The sequence below is a fragment of the Streptomyces sp. NPDC052040 genome (genome assembly GCF_044548405.1).
Classification (GTDB): domain Bacteria; phylum Actinomycetota; class Actinomycetes; order Streptomycetales; family Streptomycetaceae; genus Streptomyces.
In genome coordinates this window covers 57,212-81,980 of the sequence record NZ_JBIUBV010000008.1, presented here as the reverse complement: position 1 = coordinate 81,980, position 24,769 = coordinate 57,212, and the positions used below count along the sequence as shown (strand labels likewise).

Annotated in this window: 22 protein-coding genes; 8 read left to right on the top strand and 14 right to left on the bottom strand. The window is 73.6% G+C overall.

All coding sequences use genetic code 11. The features are described from left to right. Nucleotides 1-26: 26 nt before the first annotated feature. Nucleotides 27-1,106 (bottom strand): polyprenyl synthetase family protein, encoded by a 1,080-nt coding sequence (locus tag ACIHAA_RS18085; protein WP_399818176.1) that lies wholly within the window; start codon nucleotides 1,104-1,106, stop codon nucleotides 27-29. After that, nucleotides 1,103-2,149 (bottom strand): tetratricopeptide repeat protein, encoded by a 1,047-nt coding sequence (locus ACIHAA_RS18080; RefSeq protein WP_399818174.1) that lies wholly within the window; start codon nucleotides 2,147-2,149, stop codon nucleotides 1,103-1,105. The genes ACIHAA_RS18085 and ACIHAA_RS18080 overlap by 4 nt, the downstream gene beginning before the upstream one ends. A 400-nt stretch (nucleotides 2,150-2,549) precedes the next feature. Here ACIHAA_RS18080 and ACIHAA_RS18075 point away from each other — a divergent pair, with 400 nt between their 5' ends. Continuing rightward, the gene (locus ACIHAA_RS18075; protein ID WP_399818172.1) at nucleotides 2,550-3,176 is read left to right on the top strand and encodes an alpha-ketoglutarate-dependent dioxygenase AlkB; all 627 of its coding nucleotides are present in this window, start codon (nucleotides 2,550-2,552) and stop codon (nucleotides 3,174-3,176) included. Nucleotides 3,177-3,182: 6 nt separating this feature from the next. Here the strand turns inward: ACIHAA_RS18075 and ACIHAA_RS18070 are convergent, their stop codons facing one another. The 4 genes from ACIHAA_RS18070 to ACIHAA_RS18055 all read right to left on the bottom strand — a co-directional run bounded on the left by ACIHAA_RS18070 (nucleotide 3,183) and on the right by ACIHAA_RS18055 (nucleotide 7,586). Next, the gene (locus tag ACIHAA_RS18070; RefSeq protein WP_399818170.1) at nucleotides 3,183-3,914 is read right to left on the bottom strand and encodes a TetR family transcriptional regulator; all 732 of its coding nucleotides are present in this window, start codon (nucleotides 3,912-3,914) and stop codon (nucleotides 3,183-3,185) included. Next, nucleotides 3,911-5,422, bottom strand: a complete 1,512-nt coding sequence (locus ACIHAA_RS18065; RefSeq protein ID WP_399818168.1) for an MFS transporter — start codon at nucleotides 5,420-5,422, stop codon at nucleotides 3,911-3,913. Before ACIHAA_RS18065 ends, ACIHAA_RS18070 begins: the two co-directional genes overlap by 4 nt. A gap of 168 nt (nucleotides 5,423-5,590) precedes the next feature. Next, complete coding sequence (locus ACIHAA_RS18060) at nucleotides 5,591-6,286, bottom strand: response regulator (RefSeq protein WP_399818167.1); 696 nt, start codon at nucleotides 6,284-6,286, stop codon at nucleotides 5,591-5,593. Nucleotides 6,287-6,329: 43 nt separating this feature from the next. Further along, a complete protein-coding gene (locus ACIHAA_RS18055) occupies nucleotides 6,330-7,586 on the bottom strand; it encodes a sensor histidine kinase (protein WP_399818165.1) in 1,257 nt (418 codons plus the stop codon). Between the two features lie 481 nt (nucleotides 7,587-8,067). Here ACIHAA_RS18055 and ACIHAA_RS18050 point away from each other — a divergent pair, with 481 nt between their 5' ends. Together ACIHAA_RS18050 and ACIHAA_RS18045 are read left to right on the top strand one after the other, a co-directional pair. Further along, complete coding sequence (locus ACIHAA_RS18050; RefSeq protein WP_399818163.1) at nucleotides 8,068-8,475, top strand: tyrosinase cofactor; 408 nt, start codon at nucleotides 8,068-8,070, stop codon at nucleotides 8,473-8,475. 33 nt (nucleotides 8,476-8,508) lie between these two features. Further along, nucleotides 8,509-9,333, top strand: coding sequence for a tyrosinase family protein (locus tag ACIHAA_RS18045; RefSeq protein WP_399818161.1), 825 nt, complete (start codon nucleotides 8,509-8,511; stop codon nucleotides 9,331-9,333). A 111-nt stretch (nucleotides 9,334-9,444) separates the two neighbouring features. Here the strand turns inward: ACIHAA_RS18045 and ACIHAA_RS18040 are convergent, their stop codons facing one another. Together ACIHAA_RS18040 and ACIHAA_RS18035 are read right to left on the bottom strand one after the other, a co-directional pair. Further along, entirely contained in the window at nucleotides 9,445-10,140 is a 696-nt protein-coding gene (locus tag ACIHAA_RS18040; protein ID WP_399818158.1) for a ribonuclease H, read from the bottom strand. Nucleotides 10,141-10,263: 123 nt separating this feature from the next. Beyond that, nucleotides 10,264-11,058, bottom strand: coding sequence for a VOC family protein (locus ACIHAA_RS18035; protein WP_399818156.1), 795 nt, complete (start codon nucleotides 11,056-11,058; stop codon nucleotides 10,264-10,266). A 134-nt stretch (nucleotides 11,059-11,192) separates the two neighbouring features. Between ACIHAA_RS18035 and ACIHAA_RS18030 the strand changes: the two genes are divergently transcribed. Both ACIHAA_RS18030 and ACIHAA_RS18025 read left to right on the top strand, forming a co-directional pair. Beyond that, a complete protein-coding gene (locus tag ACIHAA_RS18030) occupies nucleotides 11,193-12,197 on the top strand; it encodes a zinc-binding alcohol dehydrogenase family protein (protein WP_399818154.1) in 1,005 nt (334 codons plus the stop codon). Between the two features lie 82 nt (nucleotides 12,198-12,279). Then, nucleotides 12,280-13,557 (top strand): PP2C family protein-serine/threonine phosphatase, encoded by a 1,278-nt coding sequence (locus ACIHAA_RS18025; protein WP_399818152.1) that lies wholly within the window; start codon nucleotides 12,280-12,282, stop codon nucleotides 13,555-13,557. Nucleotides 13,558-13,593: 36 nt separating this feature from the next. On the opposite strand, the gene ACIHAA_RS18020 is transcribed toward ACIHAA_RS18025, so the two are convergent. Then, nucleotides 13,594-14,469, bottom strand: coding sequence for a Cof-type HAD-IIB family hydrolase (locus ACIHAA_RS18020; protein ID WP_399818150.1), 876 nt, complete (start codon nucleotides 14,467-14,469; stop codon nucleotides 13,594-13,596). A 322-nt stretch (nucleotides 14,470-14,791) separates the two neighbouring features. Here ACIHAA_RS18020 and ACIHAA_RS18015 point away from each other — a divergent pair, with 322 nt between their 5' ends. Continuing rightward, nucleotides 14,792-15,184 (top strand): STAS domain-containing protein, encoded by a 393-nt coding sequence (locus ACIHAA_RS18015; RefSeq protein ID WP_399818148.1) that lies wholly within the window; start codon nucleotides 14,792-14,794, stop codon nucleotides 15,182-15,184. A 421-nt stretch (nucleotides 15,185-15,605) separates the two neighbouring features. Here ACIHAA_RS18015 and ACIHAA_RS18010 read toward each other — a convergent pair whose 3' ends face one another. The 4 genes from ACIHAA_RS18010 to ACIHAA_RS17995 form a co-directional block, all read right to left on the bottom strand. Continuing rightward, a complete protein-coding gene (locus tag ACIHAA_RS18010) occupies nucleotides 15,606-16,031 on the bottom strand; it encodes a subtilase-type protease inhibitor (RefSeq protein ID WP_399818146.1) in 426 nt (141 codons plus the stop codon). A 467-nt stretch (nucleotides 16,032-16,498) separates the two neighbouring features. Next, nucleotides 16,499-17,050: a nucleotide exchange factor GrpE gene (gene grpE / locus ACIHAA_RS18005; protein WP_399818144.1), complete on the bottom strand. Its 552-nt coding sequence runs from the start codon at nucleotides 17,048-17,050 to the stop codon at nucleotides 16,499-16,501. 2 nt (nucleotides 17,051-17,052) lie between these two features. Further along, nucleotides 17,053-18,912 (bottom strand): molecular chaperone DnaK, encoded by a 1,860-nt coding sequence (dnaK, locus tag ACIHAA_RS18000; protein ID WP_399818142.1) that lies wholly within the window; start codon nucleotides 18,910-18,912, stop codon nucleotides 17,053-17,055. A 273-nt stretch (nucleotides 18,913-19,185) separates the two neighbouring features. Continuing rightward, nucleotides 19,186-20,361 carry a PucR family transcriptional regulator gene (locus ACIHAA_RS17995; RefSeq protein WP_399818140.1) on the bottom strand — a complete coding sequence of 392 codons (1,176 nt, stop codon included), beginning with the start codon at nucleotides 20,359-20,361 and terminating at the stop codon, nucleotides 19,186-19,188. A gap of 118 nt (nucleotides 20,362-20,479) precedes the next feature. On the opposite strand from ACIHAA_RS17995, the gene ACIHAA_RS17990 reads away from it, so the two are divergent. Together ACIHAA_RS17990 and ACIHAA_RS17985 are read left to right on the top strand one after the other, a co-directional pair. Next, nucleotides 20,480-21,649 carry a lactate 2-monooxygenase gene (locus tag ACIHAA_RS17990; protein ID WP_399818138.1) on the top strand — a complete coding sequence of 390 codons (1,170 nt, stop codon included), beginning with the start codon at nucleotides 20,480-20,482 and terminating at the stop codon, nucleotides 21,647-21,649. Beyond that, nucleotides 21,646-22,659: a 2-hydroxyacid dehydrogenase gene (locus tag ACIHAA_RS17985; protein WP_399818135.1), complete on the top strand. Its 1,014-nt coding sequence runs from the start codon at nucleotides 21,646-21,648 to the stop codon at nucleotides 22,657-22,659. The genes ACIHAA_RS17990 and ACIHAA_RS17985 overlap by 4 nt, the downstream gene beginning before the upstream one ends. A 30-nt stretch (nucleotides 22,660-22,689) precedes the next feature. On the opposite strand, the gene ACIHAA_RS17980 is transcribed toward ACIHAA_RS17985, so the two are convergent. After that, on the bottom strand, nucleotides 22,690-24,351 hold the full coding sequence (locus tag ACIHAA_RS17980; RefSeq protein WP_399818133.1) for an RICIN domain-containing protein: 1,662 nt from the start codon (nucleotides 24,349-24,351) through the stop codon (nucleotides 22,690-22,692). Nucleotides 24,352-24,769 lie beyond the last annotated feature (418 nt).

The following is a 24,769-nucleotide window of genomic DNA, read 5'->3' as shown; positions in this document are numbered from 1 at the left end:
GCGGCCCGGCCAGAGGTGTGACGGACTCACAGAGTGCGCCGGGTCAGGGACGTGAGCAGACCGCGTACGTCCTCCGCGGTGCGCGGAGCGCACGGGACGGAGTCCAGGAGGGCGTCCGCGGCGGCGAGATGGCGCCGCGCCTCGCGCAGGGCCGCCGCCCGGCCGCCCGCCCGCGCCACCAGGCCGGCCGCGCGCTCCGTGTCGCCGCGGGCGCCCAGCAGCCCGGCCAGCTCGGGGCCGTGGGGTCCGGCCAGGGCGGCGAGGACCGGGAAGGTCTTCTTCCCCTCGCGCAGATCACCGTGGACGGGTTTGCCGGTGAGCGCGGGGTCGCCCCAGATGCCCAGCAGGTCGTCGACGATCTGGAAGGCCACACCGAGGTGACGGCCCGTCCGGTCCAGCGCGGCGACCGTCGCCCCGCCCGCTCCGCCGAGCCCGGCTCCCAGGGCGAGGGCACAGCCGAGCAGCGCTCCCGTCTTGTACTCGGCCATCGCCTCGTACTCCGCCGTGGTCACGGCCTCGGGGCCGGTCCAGGGGCGGCGGGCGAAGAGCAGATCGTCGGCCTGGCCGCGGACGAGATCGGCGAGGGCGTCGCTGAGCCGCCGGCCGGCCTCCGGAGCCCCGCCCAGCGTCTCCACGGCGAGGGCGAGCAGCGCGTCGCCCGCGAGGACCGCGGGGCCGGTGCCGTAGGCCTTCCACAGGGCGGGGCGGCCGCGGCGCAGGGCGTCGCCGTCCATGATGTCGTCGTGCACCAGGGAGAAGGTGTGCACGAGTTCGACGGCCACGGCCGCCGGGACTCCCCGGTCGGCGCTCGCCCCGGCCAGTTCGGCGCCGAGCAGGGCGAGCGCCTGGCGTATGCCCTTGCCTCCGCGTCGGCCGGTCTCCGTGCGGCCACCGTCGCCAGTCCGGGCGGCGTTCCCCGCGCCGTCGTCGCCGCCCGGGCCGCTTCCGCCGAGCGCGTACCGCGCCATCTCCGCGACCCAGGGGTGCAGGGTGGCCACGGCGTCCGCGAGGGCGGGGGCGACGAGGGAGCGGGAGCGCTCCAGGATCCGGGCGGCGGCGAGGTCCTGGTGCGGGGAGCCGAGGAGGTCCGCGGCGGGGGCGGTCATCGTCCGGTTCCTTCCGGTGCGGTGAGCCCGAGTTCCTCGTGGGCCCGCAGCACCATCTCCCGGCCGTGCCGCAGCCCTATCCCGTCCAGGTCCCGGGCCAGCGCGCCGAGATCCGCGGCGGTCGCGTCGCGGTCGTGGCCCAGCCGGGCCCGCGACTTGACCAGGCCGAGGCGGGCGAGGGCGGTCCCGCGCGCCTCGTCCATGTCCTCGAACTCGGAGAGCGCCAGCGCGTAGGCGTCGTACGCCTCCTGGTAGCGCCCGGCGCGGTAGAAGACGTTGCCGCGCATCTTGTGGTTGTAGGCCAGCGCTCCCATCAGGTTCATCTCCCGGCAGCCGCCCTCCGCCTCGGACAGCAGCTCCAGGGCGCGTTCGGTGTCGCCGTCCCGGACGGAGAGGATGTCGGCGAGACCGCGCAGCGCCCAGGCGTGACCGCGGCGGTCGTCGGCACGGGCCGCGATGTCGGCGGCCTCCTCGAACATGGCGTACGCGGTGTCGTAGGAGCCGGTGTTGCGGTGTATCTGGGCGATGCCCTCCAGCGCCCACACCGTGTGGCGGGCCTCGCCGCGGCGGCGGGCCTCGGCCAGCAGCTGCTCGTGCAGCGCGGTCACCGCCTCGTAGTCGCCCTGGATGCGACCGGTCTCGGCCATTCCCGCAAGCGAATATCCGCGCACGACGACATCCCCGGCCCGCTCGCCGAGATCGGCGGCGAGGCGCAGCAGCCGCCAGGCCAGGGGCAGGGCGCCGCGCTGCCGGGCCAGGGTGCCGCCGCTCCACAGGGCCCAGGCCATCGCCCCGGTGTCACCGGCCTCCCGGGCGGTGCGGTAGCTCGCCTTCCAGGCCCGGTCGGCGTCGGCGACCTGGCCGAGCCTGCGGTGCGCCTCGGCGACCGCCAGACCGGACCGGGCGGCCTCCTGGCGGGCCCCGGCGCGCTCGGCGGCCCGCAACTGCTCGGTGCCCGCGGCCAGGACGTCCGTGAGTGAGGAGTTCACGGACAGGGAGGTCAGAGCGCCCTGGTATTCCGGGGCGAAGGCCTTGCCGTACATGAGTGCCTTTCGGTCTGCGGCCGACCGGGCGCCGGGGCGCACGGCCGACGGATGCTGGCTGTCGGCGGCGGCGGCGCGCACCGCGGGAGCCCCCGGCCCGGGACTCCCGCCCGCGCGGCACAGAGGCGCGCGGCGCGCACGCCGTACATACACGGCGCGTATACAGCGTGTGTAGAGAGCCCGCGTATACATGACATGTATACACGATGCGTATAGCGCCCTGAACACCCACCCGGGATCCCTGCCGGTGATCGACCGCACCACCGCCCGTTGTGGATCAAGACGCTGCCCGCGTCCGCAAGGTTGCTTCGCAGCAAATGAGTTGGCGCCCGTCGCTGCCTCCCGCGCACCCGCCTCCATGATCAGAACATATTTTCGAATACGGGAGTACGCTGCCCCTATGGCCACGCACCTCCAGGGCTCCCTGTTCGACCAGAGCGACGACCTCCGGCCGGCCCCGCTCGACGGGCTGCGCCGGACCCCGCTCGGCTCCGGGGCATGGATCGATCTGCTGCCCGGGTGGCTGGCCGGGGCCGACGCCCTGTTCGAACGGCTGGCGGCCGAGGTGCCGTGGCGGGCCGAGCGGCGGCGGATGTACGACCACACGGTGGACGTTCCGCGGCTCCTCGCCCACTACGGGCCGGACGAGCCCTGGCCGCACCCCGTGCTGGAGGAGGCGCGCGCCGCCCTGTCCGCGCACTACGCCGACGAGTTGGGGGAACCCTTCGTCACGGCCGGGCTCTGCTACTACCGGGACGGCCGCGACAGCGTGGCCTGGCACGGGGACCGGACCGGCCGCGGCGCCCGCGAGGACACCATGGTCGCCATCCTCTCCGTGGGCGCTCCCCGGGATCTCGCGCTCAGACCGCGCGGCGGCGGGGAGACCCTGCGGCGCCCGCTCGGGCACGGCGACCTGATCGTCATGGGCGGCAGCTGCCAGCGGACCTGGGAGCACGCCGTGCCGAAGAGCAGCCGGGCGGCCGGACCCCGGATCAGTGTGCAGTTCCGGCCGCGCGGGGTGCGCTGACCCCGCTCAGGGCGTCAACTGCCCCTGGACGACGGGGCCGTACCGCTCGACGAGCGCATCGAGGTCCAGGGCGCGCAGATGCTCGCCGCGCGCGATGCCGAACATCACGCCCAGTCCCAGCAGGGTGCCGACCGCGAGTTCGGCGCGCAGACCGGTGTCGGGGCCGCTCAGGCGGTCGGCGAGGCGCTCGGTGACCTGGGTGCGGAAGTTGTCGCGCAGGATGTCGCCGTGCTCGCCGTGCAGCGGGGCGAACACGATGCGCAGCAGGGGGTCGGCGCCCTGCCGGGTCTGGCTCACCAGCACCTGGCGGACCATGTGCCGCCCGAGTCCGGGGAGCGGTGCGTCCAGCAGGTCCGCGGCGTCCGCCTCGAAGGACATGACCTGGGAGAGCAGCGTGTCCTTGTTCCCGAAGTACTTGAGGACCAGCGGAGGGCTGACCCCGGCCCGTTCGGCCACCGCCTTCAGAGTGATGTCGGCCCGGGCCTGGCGGGCCAGGAAGTGACGGGCGGCACGGAGGATGGCGGCCTTGGTCGCCTCGGCGTCGCGGCGGGCCGGGGAACCTGAGGCGGTCTGCGCCTCGGGCGGTGCCTCGGCCGGTGCCTCGGGCGGTGCATCGGCCGACGCTGCGGCCTGCGCCCCCGGCAGAGTCCGGGCCTGCGCCTCGGAGGGCGTCCGGGCCTGCGCCTCGGAGGGCGTCCGTCCGGCGGTGTCGGCGGCGGAGGAGGGCACCGCGATCACGCTCCTTCCAGGGCCTCGCCCTGCGGCACCACAGTACTTCGCCGGGCTCCGCCGGGATCGCGGGTCCCCTCGGTCCCCTTGTCGCCTGGGATGGCGAGAGCCGCGGCACAGGCCACCAGTGCGACGCCGCCCGCCATCGCGAAGGCCACCAGATAACCGTGCAGCGTGGGCACGGGCGCGCCCGCGACGAGGCTGGTGTGATGGACCAGGACCGCGGCGACGGCCGCGCTGCACACCGCCTGGCCGATGGTGCGCATCAGGACGTTCACCCCGTTCGCGGAGGCCGTCTGCCCGGCCGGTACGGCGCGCAGGATCAGTGTGGGCAGCGCCGAGTAGGCGAGGGTGGTGCCGGTCGCCACGATGGAGGCGCCCACGACGATCATCCAGAGGTCACGGCTGTCCGCGATGCGCACGGCATAGCCGAGGGCGAGGACGGCGGCGCCGAGGGCGAGGGTGACCCGGGGGCCGCGGGCCGCCGAGATCCGCGCCGAGAGCGGGGAGAACAGCAGCATGGTCACTCCGCCGGGCAGCAGGCACAGGCCGCTGCCGACGATGGACAGGCCGAGCCCGTAGCCGGTGGCCTTGGGCGCCTGCACCAGCTGGGCCGTGAGCAGGGAGTTGGCGTAGAAGCCGAATCCGACCAGAGTGGCGGTCAGATGGGGCAGCGCGACCCGTGGGCGGGAGGCGAGGCGCAGGTCCACCAGGGGCTGCGCGGAGCGCAGTTGCTGGACGGACCAGAGCGCCAGGACCAGGACGCAGGCGGCGAAGAGGCCCAGGATCCGGGGACTCCCCCATCCCCACTCGCCGCCCTCCGAGACACCGAGCAGCAGACAGATCAGACCGGCGGCCAGTCCCAGCGAGCCCAGGGTGTCGAAGCGGCCCGGAGCGCGCACGGGTGACTCGCGCACCGCCCACCAGGCGAGCAGCAGTCCGGTGAGGCCGAGACCGGTGGTCACCCAGAACATGGTGTGCCAGTCCGCGTACTGGATGACGAGTGCGGCCAGCGGCAGCCCGAGGGCGGCGCCGATGCCGACGGTGGAACTCATCAGCGCGACCGCGGATCCGGTGCGCTGGGGCGGGAGTTCGTCGCGCAGGATGCTGATGGACAGCGGGACGACCGAGGCCGCCGCGCCGGACAGGGCGCGGGCCGCGATGAGCACGGTGATGTCGGACGAGAGCGCGCACAGCAGCGAGCCGAGCGTCATCAGCCCGAGGGCGGCCAGCAGGACCCGCCGCTTGCCGTACATGTCGCCCGCGCGTCCGAGCACCGGGGTGAGCACCGCTCCGGCCAGCAGGGTGGCGGTGACCATCCAGGAGACGGTCCCCGCGGAGGCACCGGTGAGCCGGGGCAGGTCGGGCAGCAGGGGCACGACCACCGTCTGCATGACGGCCATGAGGATGCCGCCGAACGCCAGCACCGGGACGGCCAGCCGGTCCCGCAGTCCCGGCGCTCCGTCCCTCCCGGAGGGGGTGGCGGAGCCGTCGGCGGGGGCGGGTATCGGGACCATGGGCGCTCCGGAGGGGGACGCGGGAATGCGAGGTGAATGACAATTCACCTTACCGGGTGAATGGGCATTCACCCAAAAGGGTGTTCTGTGGGCCGCGCGGGTCTCTCGGAGGTCGGTGCCCCCCGCCCACCGCGGCACCGCCGCTGCCCCGGTGGGGCGCGCGGGGGTTCAGCCGCGGCCGGTGCAGACTCCCGCTTCCCAGGCCCAGGCGGCGATCTCGACGCGGTTGCGGGCGGAGAGTTTGCGCTGGATGTTGCCCAGGTGGGTCTTGACCGTGGAGTGGGTGACGTAGAGCCGGGCCGCCACTTCTTCGTTGGTGCATCCGCGGGCGACCAGGCGGACGACGTCGAGTTCGCGGGGGGTGAGGGGTTCGGGGAGCCGGGTGGCCGCGCGGGCGGCAGCGGAAACGGGGCCGGAACCGGAGTCGCCCCGCGGGGGCGGTGCCATGTGCTTCAGGAGGCGGACGGTGACGGAGGGGGAGATGAGGGAGTTGCCGACGGCTGCCGCGCGGACGGCTTCGGCGAGCAGGGTGGGGGCGCCGTCCTTGAGGAGGAAGCCGCAGGCGCCGTTGCGCAGGGCTTGGTAGACGTACTCGTCGAGGTCGAAGGTGGTGGCGATCAGGACGTTCAGCGGATCGGGGATGTCGGGGCCCGCCAGCAGCCGGGTGGCCTCCAGGCCGTCGAGTCCGGGCATACGGATGTCCAGGAGGCAGACGTCCGGGCGGAGTCGCCGGGCCGCTTCCACGGCGCCGGTGCCGTCGGCGGCCTCGGCGACGACGTCCATGTCCGGCTGGGCACCGAGGATCATGCGGAAGGCCGACCGGACCATCTCCTGGTCGTCGGCGATCAGGACCCGGATCTTCATGGGGCCATGGTCCCAGAGGGGGTGGCGACCGCCGGTCGCACGGTCACGGGCGGTTCGCCCGGGGTGGCGGCGGGAGGGGGATGTCGGCGGTGACCTCCCAGCCGTTGCAGCCGGGGCGGGGGCCCGCCGTGAAGTGACCGCCGATGGCCTCGACGCGTTCGGCGAGTCCGATGAGGCCGTAGCCGCCGCGCCCGGCGGTCGGCGGAGCGTAGGATGCGCCGGTCCGGGTGCGGTGCGCCGTGGCGCCGACGGGCTGTCCGTCGTCTCTCACCGAGACGTCCAGCCGACCGGGGTCGTCGGCCCGGAGCCGGATGTCGACGGTGACATGTGCGGCGGTGTCGGCGTACTTGCGGATGTTGGTGAGTGATTCCTGCACCAGGCGGTGCACGGTGGTGCTGATCTCGGGCGGGAAGGACCGTGCGGCCAGCCGGGGGTCGAGGGTGAGCCGGACCGGCCGCCCCGCGGCGGAGAAGTTCTCGACGAGGTCGCGCACGCGTGTGAGGTCGCCTCCGGGGCGGGTGGCGGCCGGACCTCCCGGGGCGCGCAGCATGGAGACCATGCTGCGCATGGAGTCCATCGCCTGTGAACCGGCCTCCTCGATCCCGGCGAACACCCGGTCCAGGTCCCCGGGGTCCGGTGCCCGCCCGGCCGCGGTGACATAGCGGGCCGCCTTGGCCTGGGCGACGATCGCGGTGACATGGTGGGCCACGAAGTCGTGCAGCTCCCGGGCCTGCTCCAGGCGCTCGGCCTGGCGGGCAGCCTGCTCGGCGGACGTCCGCTCGCGGTCGCGCACCGAGTCGACGAGCCGCAGATACAGGCCCAGCACGACCATCAGCACGGCGCCGAGGAGGAGCACCGGCTCCCCGATGGTCTGCACCCGCTCGTGCTCGGTTTCCGGAAGCCGCAGAGGCAGCAGCCCGGCGGCCACGGCTGCGGCGGGTGCCAGAGCGATGATCCGCAGCAGCGGCTGAAGACGCACGGTGCGGGCGATCATCAGCAGGAGCGCACACAGCTCCGTGATGCCCGGGGTGTTCTCCGGCCGCAGACTCGGGGGCAACTGCACCTCGGCCACCGACAGAGCGAGGGACGCGGCCACGGCGCCGCAGGCCACGAGGGGGAAGCGCGCGGGCGGTACGAACAGGGCCGCCACGCACAGCCCGCCGGTGACGACGGCGGCCGCCGCGGTGGGGGCGAAGCCGGTGTTGAGCCCCTCCGCGGCGAGCAGGGCGAGGACGGCGACGACCGCCGCCAGGAGCAGGACCTGCTGCGTGCGGGAGCGGTCCCGGAAGACGTGCGTCATGCCACCTCACGTTACGGCGGCAGCCGGAGGGCCGCCTCGGCTCTTCGGCCGAGGCGGGCGGCCCGCACCGTTCGGCAATCCGGCTGATCCGCGGCCCTCCTCCCCCACCGGTTGCCCGGGGTCCGGGACGGAACCGGGTCCGCCGTCCGCTCCCTGGGATGCGTGATCCCTCCCGGTCCGGCAGGCCCCGCGCACCCGGCGTCCCCGGTGGCAGTTCGCGTCAGATCGGGAACGTGAGCCGGACCACGGGCCGGGCGGCGGCGCGCAAGATCCTTGCCCAGGGGCCTCCGGTGCGGCGGAATTTCCCCGTCCGGTATCTCCGGTCACCCCTCGGCGGCAAGATCATCTTGGTTCAACTTTGCAGGACATGTGGGCAATTGTCCTGATCGTAGCCAACCCATGGGCGGGGATTTCCCGGTCCCGGCGGCCGCCGGATAGGCAGGGAGGGACATCAACCCCCCGCGATCCAGGAGGACTTCGCATGCCCGAATACACCCGCCGACGCGCCCTGGTGGCAGGCGCCGTCGTCACCGGCGGACTCGGGGTGGCCGGGGCCGCCACGGCCTACGCCGCCACCCCACGCCCCGCCACTCCGCTCTCCGGGGCGCCCTCGTCCGCTCCGGCGATGCCGGGGCACGACCACGGCGGGCCCGCACCCTTCGACGAGGTCTACCAGGGGCGCCATATAGAAGGCCGCCCCACCGCGGGCGGCCACCACGGTTCCGGGTACGGCGTGTTCATCGACGGGACGGAACTGCATGTGATGCGCAACGCGGACGGCAGTTGGATCAGTGTGGTCACCCACTACGACCCCGTACCGAGTCCCCTCGCGGCGGCCCGCGCCGCCGTGGTGGAACTCCAGGGCGCCCCGCTCGTCCCCTTCAACTGACCTTCCCGCACAGGACTTCCGGAGCCTCCGCACATGACCGTACGCAAGAACCAGGCCGCCCTCACCGCCGACGAGAAGCGCCGGCTCGTCGCGGCCTTCATCGAGCTGAAGCGCAGCGGCCGCTACGACGCCTTCGTCACCACCCACAACGCCTTCATCATGGCCGACACCGACACCGGTGAACGGACGGGCCACCGCTCGCCCTCGTTCCTGCCGTGGCACCGCAGATTCATCCTCGAATTCGAGCAGGCCCTCCAGTCCGTGGACTCCTCGGTCGCGCTGCCCTACTGGGACTGGTCCGCCGACCGCACCGCGCGTTCCTCGCTGTGGGCACCGGACTTCCTCGGCGGCACCGGCCGCAGCCTGGACGGACGGGTGATGGACGGGCCGTTCGCCGCGTCCACGGGCAACTGGCCGATCACCGTGCGGGTGGACGGCCGCACCTTCCTCCGGCGCGCCCTCGGGGAGGGCGTACGCAATCTGCCGACCCCGGCCGAGGTCGAGTCCGTGCTCGCGATGCCCACCTATGACATGGCGCCCTGGAACAGCGCCTCGGACGGCTTCCGCAACCATCTGGAGGGCTGGCGGGGCGTCAACCTCCACAACCGGGTGCATGTGTGGGTGGGCGGCCAGATGGCCACCGGGGTCTCCCCCAACGACCCGGTCTTCTGGCTGCACCACGCCTACGTCGACAAGCTGTGGGCCGAGTGGCAGAGCCGCCATCCGCAGTCCGGGTATCTGCCGACGGGCGGCACCCCGGACGTCATCGACCTCGGCGAGACGATGAAGCCGTGGAACACCGTGCGCCCGGCGGACCTGCTGGACCACCGGGCCCTCTACGCCTTCGACACCGACTGAGCGCGACACCCGCGGCGGCGGCTGGGCGCTGCGCCTCCGGCACCGGCACCCGCTGAGACACCGCGGGCGGGTGGGGGCGACCGGGAGGGGCCCTGTGCCGTGCGGCGGGGGTCAGTCCCCGGCCGCCGTGCGGCACTCCGGGTGGCCCCAGCCCTGGGAGTTCTTGGCGATGGACTCACCGGCCGCGTACGAGCGGCCGCAGACGCAGCGGCCGGGGAACTTGGCCTTGAGGGTGCGGCCGGAGGCGGCGCGCTTCTTCGCGGGCGCACGCCGGGCACCGGAGGCGGCCGGTGCCGGTCCGGTGGCGGAGGGCGGCGGCTCCGGGGAGCCGTAATCGCTGCCCGCCGACTGCTGGACGGTGGCCGCCTGGCTGGCGGCCCGGTCGGCGAAGTCGTTGAGGCGGTCGCCGTCGACCTGGTGGGCGGGGACGTAGCGGAACTCGACCTCACGGCCGCCCAGCAGCGCGTCGATCCGTACCACCAGCTCCTGGTTGGCGACGGGCTTTCCGGCCGAGGTCTTCCAGCCGTTGCGCTTCCAGCCGGGCAGCCAGGTCGTGACGGCCTTCATCGCGTACTGGGAGTCCATCCGGATCTCCAGCGGGACATCCTGGTCGACCGCGGTCAACAGGCGTTCCAGCGCGGTCAGTTCGGCCACGTTGTTGGTCGCCCTGCCCAGCGGGCCGGCCTCCCATCGGTCGGGAATCCCGTCGTCGGAGGCGACGACCCAGGCCCATCCGGCGGGTCCGGGGTTTCCCTTCGACGCCCCGTCGCAGGCGGCCACAACTCGTTCAGGCATGACACCGATCATGCCACGGCCCGAGGGGCGCACCGGAGCCCGGGGCGGCCGGGCGCCCCTCACCCGCGCACGGGCCCGCCGCCGCCCGGGCTCCGGCCGCGCGCCGCGCCCCGCGCCCCGCCGCCCGCAAGCGTGCTACGCCGCGGTGGACGGCGGCATCTCGCCCCGGGTGGTGGTGACGTCGATGACGGAGAAGGGGGCTCCCTGGGGGTCGCTCAGCGCGGCGAACCGGCCGAAGGGGCTGTCCATCGGGCCGAAGCGCAGGACCGCGCCGTGCCCGACGGCCCGCTGGACCGCGGCGTCGCAGTCGTCGACGGTGAAGTACACATTGATGTGGGCCGGGACCTCCGGTGGGAAGTCCTCCGTCATCCGCATGCGGCCGAGCACGGGGGCACCGCCCAGTTCGTAGAAGCGGAAGTCGATCGCCTCGTCCTGGATCTGCCGGGCCCCGTAGGAGAAGAGCGCGGGGAAGAAGGCGTCGGACCGCTCCGGCTGCCGGGTGTACAGCTCGGCCCAGCAGTACGCCCCCGGCACGCCCACGGCCTCGAAGCCCTCATGGCGGCCCCCCTGCCAGAGGCCGAAGACGGCGCCGCCCGGATCACGGGCCAGGGCCATGGTGCCGAAGTCTCCGACCTGCATCGGCTCCATCAGCACCTCACCGCCCTCCTCCCGGATCCTCCGCGCCGTGGCGGCCGCGTCGTCCGTCGCGAAGTACAGGCACCAGGCGGACTGGCCCTCCTGGCCGGGCATGGGCGGTACGACCGCGGCGACGGCCTTTCCGTCCGCGTAGGCCTGGGTGTAGTGGCCGTACTCCGACGTCGACTCGCCGAACGTCCAGCCGAGGACGTCGCCGTAGAAGCGCTTGGCTCCCTCGACGTCGCTGAACATCGCGTCCGCCCAGCAGGGCGTCCCCTCCGGCTGTACCGCCATGGCGTCCGACCTTTCCGCTGACAACGGCTGGGGTGCGGATCCCACCGTAGCCAGGTGCGGAATGTGCCGCGCGGCGGCTCGCGCCCCTGCCCGACACTGGAACCGGAACAGCCGACGAGGAACGGGGACGGGCGATGCGCGCATGGGTGGTGGACCGGCCGGGTCCCGTCGAGCGGGAGCCGCTGAGACTGATGGAGCGGCCGGTCCCGGTGCCGGGGACCGGCGAGTTGCTGGTGCACGTACGGGCGTGCGGGGTGTGCCGTACGGATCTGCATGTCGCCGAGGGCGATCTGCCGGTGCACCGGCCCGGGGTGACACCCGGGCACGAGGTGGCGGGCGTGGTGGCCGCGCTGGGGGCGGACACGGACGGCTGGACCGTAGGCGACCGGGTCGGTGTCGCGTGGCTGCGACGCACGGACGGCACCTGCGCGTACTGCGTGCGCGGGTCCGAGAACCTGTGTCCCGGCTCCGAGTACACCGGCTGGGACGCCGACGGCGGATACGCCGAGTACACGACCGTGCCCGCCGCCTTCGCCTACCGGCTCCCGGCGGACGTGGACGACGTGGAGGTGGCGCCGCTGCTGTGCGCGGGCATCATCGGCTACCGGGCCCTGCTGCGGACGTCGCTGCCGCGGGGCGGGCGGCTGGGGCTCTACGGCTTCGGCGGCAGCGCCCATCTGTGCGCCCAGGTCGCGCTGGCACAGGGGGCCCGGGTGCATGTGCTGACCAGGGACGAGGCCTCGCGCGGACTGGCGCTCGCCCTCGGCTGCGCCTCGGCGGGCGGTGCCTACGACCTGCCACCGGAGCCGCTGGACGGGGCGATCCTGTTCGCGCCCGCCGGGGAGCTGGTGCCGGTGGCGCTGCGGGCCCTGGACCGGGGCGGGGTGCTGGCGGTCGCGGGCATCCATCTCAGCGATGTGCCGGTGCTGCACTACGAGAGCGACCTCTTCTACGAGAAGGAGGTGCGCAGCGTCACCTCGAACACCCGCGAGAACGGCCGGGAGTTCCTGGATCTCGCCGCCCGGTACGGGGTGCGCGCGACGACACATGCGTACCCTTTGTCGCAGGCGCAGCAGGCCCTCGGCGATCTGAAGGCGGGGCGCTTCGACGGGGCGGCGGTGCTGGTGAACGATCTCTGAGCGGCGCCGGGGTGGCGCGGATGCGGGCCCGGCCGCCCCGTGCGTGGATGGATTCGGGACGTGTAGTCGCGGAGGTGGCGCTGTGGGCGTTGAGGACGCTGCCGACCACCCGCACGCGGCGGAGGACGCCGTCGAGTCGATCGGCACCACGCTGGACGAGCGGACCACCTGCGAGGAGCTGGCCGCCTTCGTGTGCGAGCGGCTGGGCGGTGCCGCGGCCGTGGATCTGCTGCCCGAGGACATCCCGTCCGCACCGGGCGCCGCGGGTGCCGCCCCGGCACTGGAGCGGGCGGCCATGGCAGGCCGCACCGAGCTGCTGGCCCCGCCCGGCCCGGAGGGCACTCTCCGGGGGGCGCATCCCTCGCCGGGCGGGGGGCGCCGTCCGGGCGGGGCGCCGCCGGATGGGGGCCGTTCGGCCGCCGTGCCGCGGGACGGGGAGCGTTCGGCCGCCGGGCCGCCGGGCGGGCCGGGCGCCGGACCGCGTCAGGTGATGACCCTGCCGCTGCTGGGGCAGGGGCGGCTGTACGGGGTGCTGCTCGCGGTGCGTCGGGGGGCGCCCTTCTCGGACCGGGAGACCGACCTCGCCCAGTTCGCGGCCCGGCTGACGGCCGTGCACCTCGGGCATGCGCGGCACCACTCGGCGGTGCGCGGCACGGTGCTCCGCCTCCAGCGGGCCCTGCTGGCGGAGCCGGGGCGGCCGCATCCCAATCTGGACCTGGCCACGCGCTATCTGCCCGCGGGCGGCGGGACCCTGGTGGGCGGGGACTGGTTCGAGACGGTGCGGCTGCACTTCGGGCGGACCCTGCTGGTGATGGGCGATGTGATGGGGCACGGGCTGGACGCGGCGGTCGACATGAACGCCTATCGCTCGATGCTGCGCTACATGGCCTCCACGGATCTGCCCCCGCACCGGGTGCTGCGCCGACTGGACGCCGCCGTCAGCGAGGAGGGCACCCGTCGCCCGGCGACCTGTCTGCTGGTCCAGGTGGATCCGGCACGCGGTACGGCATCACTCACCAGCGCGGGGCATCTGCCGCCCGCCCTGTTCACCGGCGACGGCACCGGTGAGCTGCTGGACGTGCCGACCGGGCCGCCGCTCGGGACGGGGGTCGGCGGCTATGAGCCGACCACCCGGGCGCTCACCCTCCAGGACACGCTGCTGCTGTTCACCGACGGCCTGGTGGAGCGGCGCAAGGAGGACATCGATGTGTCGCTGGCCCGGCTGGCCGGGTTGCGGGTGCGGCCGGGGGCGGATGTGGAGGAACTGCTCTCCGACGTGCTGGACCGCCTGGACGCGGGGCATGCCGAGGACGATGTGGCCGTCCTCGCGGCCCGCATCCGGCGCCGCCCCGAGGTGTGAGGGTCGGACGTCGGGTGCCGCGGGTCGCGGCCGGTGTCAGGAGGAGGGCAGGTGCAGCAGGCGGGCGATGGTCCGCAGGACGCCGTTCTCGGTGTTGGCGGGCGCCAGGTGGCGCGCCCGCTCGATGACGTCCGGGTGCGCGTTGGCCATGGCGAAGGACCACTCGGCCGCGTCCAGCATCTCCAGGTCGTTGAGGTAGTCGCCGAACACCAGCGTCTGCGCGGGGGTGATGCCCAGCTCCTGCTGGAGCCGTCGCAGGGCGGCGCCCTTGGTGGCGGTGGCGTTCATGATGTCGACCCAGTGCGCGCCCGAGACGACCACCTGGTGGGTCGCGGCGAACGGCTCCAGGGCGGGGGCGGTGGTGCGCTCCACGGGCCCGAAGTCGAAGAGGGCCACCTTGAGGAACTCGTCGTCCACGGCGGTGAGGTCCTCGACCGTCTCCAGCAGGGCGTAGTACCGCCGGGCCTCTGCCAGGAAGGCGTCGTCCGTCCTTTCCACATAGGCCGAGCGCTTTCCGCAGAGCACCGCCCCGACGTCCACGCCGTCGGCAGCCAGACGGCGCGCGGTGGAGACGACACCGTGGGCCGCCGCCGCGTCCAGCGGGTCGGAGCCCAGTTCCACCTCGTCCCGCACCACATAGGTGCCGTTCTCCGCGATGAAGACCATCCCGTCGCGCGCCTCGGCGAACTGCTCGGCCAGCGTCGCGTACTGACGGCCGCTGGCGGGGCTGAACAGCACGCCGCGCCGCCGCAGTTCGGCGAGGAGGGGCCACAGGCCCTCGGGGGCGTGTCCGTCGCCGTCGAGGAGGGTGCCGTCCATGTCGGTGACGACGAGCCGGATGTCGACGGGGGCGCCCGGGGAGCCGTCGGCGATGGCGTCGGCGGGGAGAAGGCACGAGGGCGTGGAGGACATGTCCTGCTTTCTGTGGGCGAGCACATACCGCGCGGGCGGGTGGGAGTCTCTGTCCCCGTCGGTCGGCCGGTCGCTCCGGTCGGGTCTGTCGTCGTCGGCGCCATTGCCTCGTCGTGGCTCCATCGTACGGCTGCCCCGGGACCCCCGGCCGGGTAGCCGGACCGCGCAGCGGGCCCCACTCGGAGCTGTCAAGACATCAGCACCCGAGTTCACCTGGTCGAGTGAACTAGATCTTGCCGGTCGAGACCCAGGGATGTTTTTGCGCGAGGCGGGGTATTTACGCAGATCAAACGCGTACTCCCCTGCCGAGGAGGAGCCGGCCATGTCCCCCGAGCCGGTGACGGCGAACCCCTTCGCCCGCAGTTACACCCTCGGCCCGTACACGGTGATCGAGGTGTCGGGCGAGATCGACATGGCGACGGCGGGTTCCGTGGCCGAGCACTTGGAGGCGGCCACGAGGCGGTCGGCGCCCGATGTGCTCGTGGACCTGCGCCCCGTCGCCTTCCTGGACTGCTCGGGCCTGCGCGCGCTGTGCCGCGCGGAGACCAGAGCCCGGGAGCGCGGAGGGCGGCTGCGCCTGGTCTCGGACCGGGCCCGGCTGCACCGCCTGCTGCGCGCCGCGGGCCTGCTCCGGCGCTTCCCCCCGCTCCTGACACTGCCGGGCCCCTCACCGGAGCCGCCGGACCAGTTGGAGGGGCCCGAACCACCGGAGTAGGCGGAGCAGCCGGAGCGGCCCGAGCAGCTCGGGCAGCCGGAGCGGTCGGAGTAGGCGGAGCGGCCGCATGCGCCCGGGGCGGCGGGCGGACGGGCCTGCCGGAGCGGACGCGGATTTCCCGCCAGGCCGGGAATGGGGACGGGACGGCCGACGGCGGGGGCGGGCGGCTCCTGCCCGACGGCTTGACTCCCGTGGGTTGTATACGACTTCGGCCGCAGCCCGACCGGCCCGGCGGGATACGGACCCCGCACACGCCGGTCGGCCGCGGCCGACCCGGAACACAAAAATTCCGGGGCCGGCCGGACGGCCCCACTCCGTCCGGCCGGCCCCGTACGAGATCTCACGGTCACTGCGACAGGGCTCGCACTCCCCAGTTACAAGCCCGCGGTCCACGCTCGCGGTGACCGCGCGATCCCGGTCCTCAGAACGCGAAGAGCGCAGTCCCGTAGGAGGTCTTCACGCACTCGTTGGCGAAGGTGCGCTGGTAGTCGACGCGCTTGCCCTGCCACACGCCCTGCACCGTGACGACGACGGGGTCGTACAGCATCGTGCAGAAGACGCCTTGCCTCGCCGACAGGGCATTGATGTCGCCGCCCACCGAGCGCAGGTCCGCGCAGGCGTCGGTGGCCGCTGGATGCGTACCCGAGGCGGTCGGGGCGCAGTTCAGCGTGACCGCGCGCTGCGGCGTCGCGGTGGCGTCCTGGCCGTGGCCCGTGGTCAGGACCAGGGCCGAGGGGGCGTAGAGAGAGGCGGGGGCGTTCGGGGCGGCAAGCGCGGACCCAGCGAGTCCGCAGACGGCGGTGGCCGTGAGGGTGAGGGTCGCTGCCCAGCGCGCGGTGTTCGGCATTGTGTGCATCCTTCCGCTTCGGATCGAAGTGACGTTTCAGCTCGCGGCGTTCCGTAGGCCGGAGCCGCAACGTCCGGTGCCGGTTCGGCGTCCCGGAGTCTGCCGAGTCCGCGCCGGAAACTCACATCGACCCCCCGGATTTCGGTAACTTTGAGTATTGAATGAGTGGCGTGAAGTCACGGAATTCTGCCGCTCACGCCTTGAAACTGCGCGGTTACCGCTGGTCCCGGGCTTCCGTCTGGCCGGTTTCACACGGCTGGGCAATCGGCCTGAAACATTCCGTTTACACGAAGGGGTAAGCGCTCTCTTCTGCTCGCGCCCCCCGGCGGCGTCGAGCGCGCGGCTCCGCCGTCCCCGGACCCTCCGCACACGAACCGGCCCGGACCGGAAGTCGACTTGACCCCGGCCCGGGCGCGTCGGCCGCCGCTGCCGCCCCGGGGCGGTTCAGGCGGCTCCCGGCAAGCCGGTCACCGGCCCCGCAGCAGTGCGGCGGGGCCCCCGCGGCCGCCGGACTCGGATCCGCCCCCGCCGCCCGCCGCGGTCCGGCCGCCGCCCACCGTGCCGCTCGCCGGTGGCGGCCCGGTGACCGTGACGCGCGCGGGGCGCAGCAGCCGGTCGCCCACCCGGTAGCCGAGGCTGACGATCCCGGTGCAGACCGGGCAGCGCGCCCCGGCGGAGACGGTGTGGGCCACCGCCTCGTGGTGCGTGGGGTCGAAGGGCTCGCCCTCCTCACCGACCGCGCAGAGGCCGAGGGAGCCCAACTGGGCGTCCAGGACGTCGGCGACGGCCTGGAGGCCCTGGGGCAGGGCGCCGCCCTGCCTGCGGGCTCCCTCCACGGCGTCCAGGACCGGCAGCAGCGCCCGCAGCACGTTCTCCGCCGCGATCTCACGCACCGCCATCCGGTCCCGGCGCACCTGTTTGCGGTAGTTGTCGTACTCGGCCTTCACCCGCTGCAGGTCGGCGGTGCGCTCGTCCAGCAGACGTCGCAACTCCGCGTTCTGCGGCCGGCTCCGGTCCACGGTCAGCCCGTCCTCGAGGTGTCGTCGTCGTCCACGATCTCGGCGTCCACGACGTCCTCGCCGTCCTTGGCGCCATCGCCCGGGGGCTGCTCGGACGCCCCGCCGCCCTCGGCCCGCGACCGCTCGTACAGGGCGCTGCCGATCTTCTGCGCCGCGGCGGCCGCCTTGTCCAGGGCCTGGCGGATCACCGCGCCGTCCTCGCCCTTCAGTGCCTCCTTCAGCTCGGCCACGGCGCTCTCGGTCTCACCGCGCTCATCCGCCGGGATCCGGTCGCCGTTGTCCTTGATGAGCTGCTCGGTCTGGTAGACGAGCTGCTCGCCCTGGTTGCGGGTCTCGGCGTCCTCCCGCCGCTTGCGGTCCTCGTCGGCGTGCTGCTCGGCCTCGCGGACCATGCGGTCGATGTCGTCCTTCGGCAGCGCGGAGCCGCCGGTGACGGTCATCTTCTGTTCCTTGCCCGTGCCCAGGTCCTTCGCCGCGACATGCATGATGCCGTTGGCGTCGATGTCGAAGGACACCTCGACCTGCGGGACGCCGCGCGGCGCCGGGGGCAGACCGGTCAGCTCGAACATGCCGAGCTTCTTGTTGTACGCCGCGATCTCGCGCTCGCCCTGGAAGACCTGGATCTGCACCGACGGCTGGTTGTCCTCCGCCGTGGTGAAGATCTCCGAACGCCGGGTGGGGATGGTGGTGTTGCGCTCGATCAGCTTGGTCATGATGCCGCCCTTGGTCTCGATACCGAGGGACAGCGGGGTGACGTCGAGCAGCAGGACGTCCTTGACCTCGCCCTTGAGGACACCGGCCTGGAGCGAGGCGCCGACGGCCACCACCTCGTCCGGGTTGACGCCCTTGTGCGGCTCCTTGCCGGTCATCTCCCGGACCAGGTCCGTCACCGCGGGCATCCGGGTCGAGCCGCCGACGAGGATGACATGGTCGATGTCGGCCACCTTGATCCCGGCGTCCTTGACGGCCTGATGGAAGGGGCCCTTGCAGCGCTCCAGCAGATCGGCCGTCAGCTGCTGGAACTGAGCCCTCGTCAGCTTCTCGTCCAGATGCAGCGGGCCCTCCGCCGAGGCTGTCACATAGGGCAGGTTGACCGAGGTCTCGGAGGAGCTCGACAGCTCGATCTTGGCCTTCTCCGCGGCTTCGCGCAGCCGCTGCACCGCCATCTTGTCCTGGGACAGGTCGATGCCGTACCCGTTCTTGAACTGCTTGACCAGGTGGTCGACGATCCGCTGGTCCCAGTCGTCGCCGCCGAGGCGGGTGTCCCCGTTGGTCGCCTTGACCTCGATGACGCCGTCGCCCATCTCCAGGAGCGACACGTCGAAGGTGCCGCCGCCCAGGTCGAAGACGAGGACCGTCTGGTCGTTCTCCTTGTCGAGTCCGTACGCCAGCGCCGCCGCGGTCGGCTCATTGATGATCCGCAGGACGTTCAGGCCCGCGATCTCCCCGGCCTCCTTGGTGGCCTGCCGCTGGGTGTCGTCGAAGTACGCGGGCACCGTGATCACCGCGTCGGTGACGTCCTCGCCGAGGTAGGCCTCCGCGTCGCGCTTCAGCTTCTGGAGGACGCGTGCGGAGATCTCCTGCGCGGTGTACCGCTTGCCGTCGATGGTGCCGCTCTCCGGGAAGCGCCATGTCTGGTCGTCCATGTGGCGCTTGACAGAGCGCGCGGTGCGCTCGACGTTGGTCACCGCCTGCCGCTTGGCGACCTCGCCGACCAGGACCTCGCCGTTCTTGGCGAAGGCCACGACCGACGGCGTGGTCCTGGCGCCCTCGGTGTTGGTGATGACCGTGGGCTCGCCGCCCTCCAGGACCGAGACCACCGAGTTGGTGGTGCCGAGGTCGATACCGACCGGACGTGCCATGAGGCTCTCCCTCCTCGTAGTCGCTGTGTGCCTCTCGGTTTCCCTTGTTTCCCTTGTTTCCCTTGTTTCCCCGCCGTGCCGGACCGCTGGAGCGGTGCTGCGTCACCCCTTCCCGCCTGCGACTTCGTCCGGCTTTCCACTCATGCCCGAATGAAACTTGAGTCTCCTCCTGTCAAGGTTACGCCCGCCCGGGGCGATGCCTCTTTCATCGTCCGCTCGGACGGTCCCCGCGGCGATCCGGGCGTCCCGGACGGGTGGCGCGCCGCCCGGCGGTCAGCTGCCGATGGTGCGGGCGATGTCCAGGGTCAGGCGCTGCCAGGGGTCGCGCGGGTCGCGGGACGTCAGGGCCTCGATGCGGCGCAGCCGGTAGCGCAGCGACTGGGGGTGCAGCTGGAGCGCGCGGGCCGCGGCGGTCGCCGACCCGGCCTCGATGTATGCGGTCAGGGCCTGGAGCAGATGGCTCTGCTCCGGCTCGGTCAGCGGCCCGAGGACCAGCCGGGCGATGTGGTCCGGGGTGGCGGCCGGGTGCCCGGCGAGCAGGGCCAGGACATGGGCGTCGCCGTCGGTGAGGAGGCGGCCGGGGCGGTGGGCGTGGGCGGGCGCGGTGTCGAGGGCGTCGGCGGCGAGCCGGTGGGCCGCGGCGATGCGGTCCAGCCCCTCCCCCGTGATCGCGCAGGCCCGCCAGCCCCGCTCGTCGAGGGCGGCCGGGGCGCGGTGGACCGCCGCCTGGGGAAGCAGCAGCACGGCCCGGGAGCCGCGCACCGTCGAGAGCGGCGGCGGTGCGGTGCCGCCGTCGCCGAGCGCCGCGAGGAGGTCCGCGACCGCCTCGTACGACATGTCGGGGCCGCCCGCGTCCTTCGGCTCGGCGACCAGCAGGCAGTAGGGGTCGGGGAGTTGGATGCCCAGCCGGGCCGAGCGGTCCGCCCGGGCGCCCGGTGAGGCGTGCCGCCCGGCGATCAGGTCGTCGAGCAGCAGCCGCAGGGCCCGGTCGCGGTCCCCGGCGATGTCCTCGGTGGTCGCCGCGTAGGCCGAGGCCATCTCCTCGGACAGGGTGTCCAGGGCCGTGAGCAGCACCTGGGCGAGCGCGATGCCGTCCGTGGCCGTGAGGTCCCCGGCCCGGGCGGCGACCTCGCCGGTGAGTACGCCCGCCGCGACCCGGTAGGCGCGCAGCACCGCCTGCACGGGACGGCCGTCGGCCGCGCGGGCCGCCGCGATGCCCCGGAAGCGGCGCAGTTCGGCAGGGCCCAGCGAGCCGTCGGTGGCCCAGAGGTCGAGCAGCCGGTCCGTCCCCCAGGCGGCGATGGACCGCACCTCCGCGAGCCTGCCGTCGTCGAGGGTCGCGTACACCGGCACCTGGGCGTGGACGGCGGCGACGACCCGCTCCACGGTCTGTGGGTCGGCGAGGATCGCGTCCCGGACACAGCCACGTGACGGGACGGGCTTCTTCATCACAGGGTGATGATGTCAGCCGTGCGAAGTGCGCACCACGCTGGACGCGCCTTGTCACAGTCGCAAGGATCGTCTCCACACCACACGGTCTCGGGGGCGAGAGTACGGAGGCACGGAAGTGACACGGCAGTGGGCTGACTTCCAGTACGAGATCTATCTGAACGGCATGACGGGCGCCGTACCGCGGCTGCCCACCGATCTGACCCGGCTGGAGGAGCTGACCGAGCGGCGGCTCGGTCCGGGGCCGGTCGGCTATGTGGCGGGCAGCGCGGGCAGCGGCAGCACCGCCCGGGCCAACCGGGCCGCGCTGGAGCGGCGCCGGATCGTGCCGCGGATGCTGCGGGACGTGCACGAGCGGGATCTGTCCGTCGAGGTGCTGGGGCGGCGGCTGCCTGCGCCGCTGGCCCTCGCCCCGGTGGGGGTGCTGTCGATCATGCATCCGGACGCGGAGTCTGCTGCGGCCCGGGCGGCCGCGGCCCAGGGGGTGCCGTACATCCTCTCCTCGGCGTCCAGCACGCCGATGGAGCAGGTGGCCGAGGCCTCGGGGGACGGCGAGCGCTGGTTCCAGCTGTACTGGGCCAAGGACCGCGAGGTCACCCGCAGCTTCCTCGGGCGGGCGAAGGCGGCCGGGTTCACGGCCCTCTTCGTCACCCTCGACACGCCGATGCTGGCCTGGCGGCCCCGGGACCTGGACCAGGCGTATCTGCCGTTCCTGCACGGGGTGGGCACCGCCAACTACTTCTCCGACCCGGCGTTCCGGGCCGGTCTCGACCGGCCGGTGCACGAGGACCCCAACGCCGCCGTACTGCACTTCCTGGGCATGTTCGCGGACCCCGGCAAGACCTGGCCGGACCTGGAGTTCCTGCGGGAGAACTGGGACGGGCCCATCGTGCTGAAGGGGATCCTGCACCCGGACGACGCCCGCCGGGCCCTCGACGCGGGGATGGACGGCGTGGTCGTCTCCAACCACGGGGGGCGGCAGGTGGCCGGTTCGGTGGCGGCCGCGGACGCGCTGCCGCGGGTGGCCGAGGCGGTCGGGGACCGGCTGACCGTGCTGTTCGACAGCGGGATCCGCACCGGTGACGACATCGTCAAGGCGCTCGCGCTGGGCGCGCGGTCGGTGCTCGTGGGACGGCCGTACGTCTATGGGCTGGGGCTCGACGGGCAGGCGGGCGTCGAGCATGTCATCCGCTGTCTGCTCGCCGAGTTCGACCTCACGCTCGCCCTGTCCGGACACGCCCGCCCCGCGACCCTCGGCCCCGCCGATCTGATCGAGGAGACCTCATGAGCGACATCACCGGCACCATCCGCGTGACGGGCGCGACCGGCCGCAGGAAGGTGCTGGCCGTCGTCTCGCCCCATGTCGGCGGGCGCGGCGCGGGCTCTGCGCTGTCCACGCTGTTCCCCGCCGAGGCGGACGTCACCGTGGTGGAGCGGACCGACGAGGACCCGGCGGCGCTGCGCGCGGCCCAGGTCATCGTCACCGGGCTCGCCCCGGTCACCGCCGACCACATCGCGGCGGCACCGGACCTGGAACTGGTGCAGTGCGCGAGCCACGGCTTCGACTATGTGGACCTGGCGGCGGCCCGGGCCCGGAACGTGCCCGTGTGCAACATCGGTTCGAGCGGCGCCGAGAAGCAGAACGTGGCCGAGCAGACCTTCGCGCTCATGCTCGCCCTGGCCAAGCAGCTGGTCCCGGCGCACACCGCCCTGGTGGACGCCGACTGGGCGCTGCCGCGGCTCCAGCAGTCCATCACCGAGCTGTCCGGCAAGACCCTCGGCGTCGTCGGGCTCGGCCATATCGGGGAGGAGGTCGCGCGGCGCGCGGTCGCCTTCGACATGACGGTCCTCTACGCGGGCCCCCAGCGGGTGGCTCCGGAGAAGGAGGCCCGTCTCGGCGGGGCGCGCCATGTCCCGCTGGAGGAACTGCTGCGCACCTCCGACTATGTGACGCTGCACGCGCCGCTCACGGATGCCACCCGGCATCTGCTCGACGCGGACCGGCTGGCCCTGATGAAGCCGACCGCCTTCGTGGTCAACACGGCGCGGGGCGCCCTGATCGACCAGGACGCCCTGGCCGACGCGCTGACCCGGGGCACGCTGGCCGGTGCGGGCCTCGACGTCTTCGACCCCGAGCCGCCCACCCCGGCGCTCCGGCTGCTCAGGGCACCGAATGTGGTGCTGTCCCCGCATGTCGCCGGGGTGACCCGGGAGACCCTGGTGCGGATCGCCCTGGCCGCGGTGCAGAACGCCGCGGACTTCCTGGCCGGGAAGGAGCCGCGGGACATCGTCTCCTGACGGAGCGGCCGGTGTCCCGGGCCCCGTGGCTCAGAGCGCCGTCGTGACCTGCTCCGGGCGGGCGGGCAAGGGGGTGGAGGCGGGCGGGACCGGGGTGGCCGCCGGTCCGTCCGCCCCTCCGATCGACAGCGACTCGGGCACGGCCGGGCTGCCGTCGGTCGACCAGCGCTGGGCGTCGGAGCCGTCCCGGCTGCGGACCACGATGTCCGGGTCCGGGTCCGTGCTCGCGGGCGCGACGGCGAGGTTCTGGGCCCGGCGCGGCAGCAACTCGCCCCGCACGGTGAGGTCGTAGCGTACGTCCTGGGCGCCCGGCTGGTCCGCGTCGGTGCAGGGGGCGAGCGTCACCGCGCCATCGGCGGCGCGGGAGTCGAGGCACAGTCCCGGGTCGGCGACGCTGCGCAGGAGTCCGTCGTTCTCGTAGGACCACTGCTGTGTCCAGGCCGAGGAGCAGACCGCGAGCCGGGTGTCGGCACCGGACCGGACCGTGCCCCGGACGTCCAGGCAGAGGCCGCTGGCGACATTGCGCAGCCGGGTACGCTGCGGGGCCACGGAGTGGTCCGCCGTGGCGGGCGCCGGGGCTCCGGGGTGCGGCGGGGTCGCCGTACGGCCGGGCCTCGCGCCGGTGGAGGCGACCGGGTCGGCGCCGTCGTGGCCCGACCACAGCCCGGCGACCAGCAGCGCCACGAGCCCGGCCCCGGCGGCGAAACCGGCGCCGGTCAGCAGGGCCCTGGTGCCGATCCGGCCGGCCAGGACGCGGCGGCCCGGTGCGGGAACCCGGGAGAGCAGCCGTCGGCGTCCGCCGCCCGCGTGTCGGCCGCCCGGGCCCGGTCCGGAGCGGCCGGGAGCGCCCGAGGAGGCGCGGCCGGGCCGGGACTCGACATAGCGCCGTGCTCCCCAGCCGAGGACCGCCTCGGCGAGCAGGGGTCCGAGGGCGCCCTCGAAGTGGCTCAACTGCTCCGCCGCGGAACGGCAGTAGGGGCAGTCCAGGAGGTGCTGCTGCACATCCGGCAGCAGGGCGCCGCCACGGCGCAGCGGGACGTCGAGGAGCCGGTTGTGGAAGCGGCAGTCGTCGGTGGGGGCCAGTTCCCGGTGGGCCCGTACGCAGCCGGTGCGGAACTGCTCGCGTGCCTGCTCCAGCGCGGCCCCGGCGGCCCCCGGGTCCATGCCGAGCAGGACCGCGGGGACGGAGATGTGCTCGGCCTCGACCTCGGTGTGCCACAGCAGGCACTGGTCGAGTTCGGGGAGTGTCTGGAAGGCGCGCTGGGCGAGCAGGCGTCCTTCGGGGATCAGGGACTTCGCGGCCCGCATGCCCCGGGCTCCGGCCGGTTTCCGCAGCTCGTGCAGGACCCCGGATATCCGGTCGTCGGCGGCCCACTCCCCGACCGTGTCCCGCACGGCCACCAGGATCCGGGGCCGCAGCGCGCCCGCGGACGCGGAGCGCATGAGCTGGCCGAGGATCCGGTGGAAGGCGGCGGCGGTGACCATCGGGGCGACGTCCCCCGAGGAGGCGAGGCAGAGCGCCGCGTACTCCTGCGCGGGCTGCCAGTGGCGCGCCATCAGCAGCGCGACGGTCTGGGGCGTCTCGCCCACCGGCCTGCCCCGGAGCCGGGCGGTCAGTACCTCGTCGGACTCCCCGGGGGCCGGGCCGGGGCGCGGGGGGTGGGACGGACGCGGCGGGTGGGGGCTGCGCACTGAGCGGGTTCCTTCCAAGGTGCAAGGCGGCACGCGGAGTCGGGTCGCCGACGGGGCCCGGGCGTGTACGGGCCTTCACGGCGGGGCGCCGGGGACACGGTGCGGGAAAGGCCGCACGGCGGCCGCCGGGGAATGAGCTGTATCAGCTCGCCGGCGGCGCGGAACGGAGAGCGGCGATTCCGAGCGGCCGTGGCCTTGCGCGGGAAGGTCACCTTCGCACAGGTCACTCACGGCCAACAAGGCGCGGGAACAACATCAGTACCGGGAATTGGACAGCGGGCGTCCGACAACTCCGAAGGTTCGCACCGGTTTTCGAGAGAGACCCGGTGCGGCACATGGGCAATCGCGTTCCAGTGAACGTCTGTTATCCGAAAGTGCCGACGCCCGGCAATCTCCGTCTCTCCGGGCGCGGGCAATC

What these genes read in the sequence shown, in the direction of transcription:
- ACIHAA_RS18085 (WP_399818176.1), bottom strand. Translation starts at nt 1,106, where the DNA reads ATGACCGCCCCCGCCGCGGACCTCCTCGGCTCCCCGCACCAGGACCTC.
- ACIHAA_RS18080 (WP_399818174.1), bottom strand. Translation starts at nt 2,149, where the DNA reads ATGTACGGCAAGGCCTTCGCCCCGGAATACCAGGGCGCTCTGACCTCC.
- ACIHAA_RS18075 (WP_399818172.1), top strand. Translation starts at nt 2,550, where the DNA reads ATGGCCACGCACCTCCAGGGCTCCCTGTTCGACCAGAGCGACGACCTC.
- ACIHAA_RS18065 (WP_399818168.1), bottom strand. Translation starts at nt 5,422, where the DNA reads ATGGTCCCGATACCCGCCCCCGCCGACGGCTCCGCCACCCCCTCCGGG.
- ACIHAA_RS18060 (WP_399818167.1), bottom strand. Translation starts at nt 6,286, where the DNA reads ATGAAGATCCGGGTCCTGATCGCCGACGACCAGGAGATGGTCCGGTCG.
- ACIHAA_RS18055 (WP_399818165.1), bottom strand. Translation starts at nt 7,586, where the DNA reads ATGACGCACGTCTTCCGGGACCGCTCCCGCACGCAGCAGGTCCTGCTC.
- ACIHAA_RS18050 (WP_399818163.1), top strand. Translation starts at nt 8,068, where the DNA reads ATGCCCGAATACACCCGCCGACGCGCCCTGGTGGCAGGCGCCGTCGTC.
- ACIHAA_RS18045 (WP_399818161.1), top strand. Translation starts at nt 8,509, where the DNA reads ATGACCGTACGCAAGAACCAGGCCGCCCTCACCGCCGACGAGAAGCGC.
- ACIHAA_RS18040 (WP_399818158.1), bottom strand. Translation starts at nt 10,140, where the DNA reads ATGATCGGTGTCATGCCTGAACGAGTTGTGGCCGCCTGCGACGGGGCG.
- ACIHAA_RS18035 (WP_399818156.1), bottom strand. Translation starts at nt 11,058, where the DNA reads ATGGCGGTACAGCCGGAGGGGACGCCCTGCTGGGCGGACGCGATGTTC.
- ACIHAA_RS18030 (WP_399818154.1), top strand. Translation starts at nt 11,193, where the DNA reads ATGCGCGCATGGGTGGTGGACCGGCCGGGTCCCGTCGAGCGGGAGCCG.
- ACIHAA_RS18020 (WP_399818150.1), bottom strand. Translation starts at nt 14,469, where the DNA reads ATGTCCTCCACGCCCTCGTGCCTTCTCCCCGCCGACGCCATCGCCGAC.
- ACIHAA_RS18015 (WP_399818148.1), top strand. Translation starts at nt 14,792, where the DNA reads ATGTCCCCCGAGCCGGTGACGGCGAACCCCTTCGCCCGCAGTTACACC.
- ACIHAA_RS18010 (WP_399818146.1), bottom strand. Translation starts at nt 16,031, where the DNA reads ATGCCGAACACCGCGCGCTGGGCAGCGACCCTCACCCTCACGGCCACC.
- dnaK (WP_399818142.1), bottom strand. Translation starts at nt 18,912, where the DNA reads ATGGCACGTCCGGTCGGTATCGACCTCGGCACCACCAACTCGGTGGTC.
- ACIHAA_RS17995 (WP_399818140.1), bottom strand. Translation starts at nt 20,361, where the DNA reads ATGAAGAAGCCCGTCCCGTCACGTGGCTGTGTCCGGGACGCGATCCTC.
- ACIHAA_RS17985 (WP_399818135.1), top strand. Translation starts at nt 21,646, where the DNA reads ATGAGCGACATCACCGGCACCATCCGCGTGACGGGCGCGACCGGCCGC.